The sequence below is a fragment of the Mesorhizobium sp. M4B.F.Ca.ET.214.01.1.1 genome (assembly GCF_004791545.1).
Taxonomy (GTDB): domain Bacteria; phylum Pseudomonadota; class Alphaproteobacteria; order Rhizobiales; family Rhizobiaceae; genus Mesorhizobium; species Mesorhizobium abyssinicae.
This window is the reverse complement of the sequence record NZ_SRUX01000302.1, coordinates 1-281: the sequence shown is the minus strand read 5'-3', so window position 1 is coordinate 281 and position 281 is coordinate 1. Positions and strand designations below refer to the sequence as shown.

The following is a 281-nucleotide window of genomic DNA, read 5'->3' as shown; positions in this document are numbered from 1 at the left end:
GACGGCTCGCCTGCTCGTGCTCGCCACCGGTATGGGGGACATCCTGCGGCGTGACGTTGGCATCGAGCGCCGATTCGTCCACCAGCGGCAATCGCTGACTTTCGGCTTCAATGTCCGGCCGGCGGGCGCAAGCGCCTTCAAGCATCCGGCGCTGACCTATTACGGCGAACGCGTCTCCGACGGGATCGACTACCTGAACTTTTTCCCGGCCGGCGGGGTCACCCGCGCCAATCTCTTTGTCTTCCGTGAGCACACCGACCCCTGGGTCAAGGCGCTGCGCG

The 281-nt window shown here is 65.8% G+C and carries 1 pseudogene; it reads left to right on the top strand.

Annotated features, from left to right (window positions below):
* A pseudogene (locus EN857_RS34330) lies at nt 1-281 on the top strand (FAD-dependent monooxygenase); the annotation flags it as partial.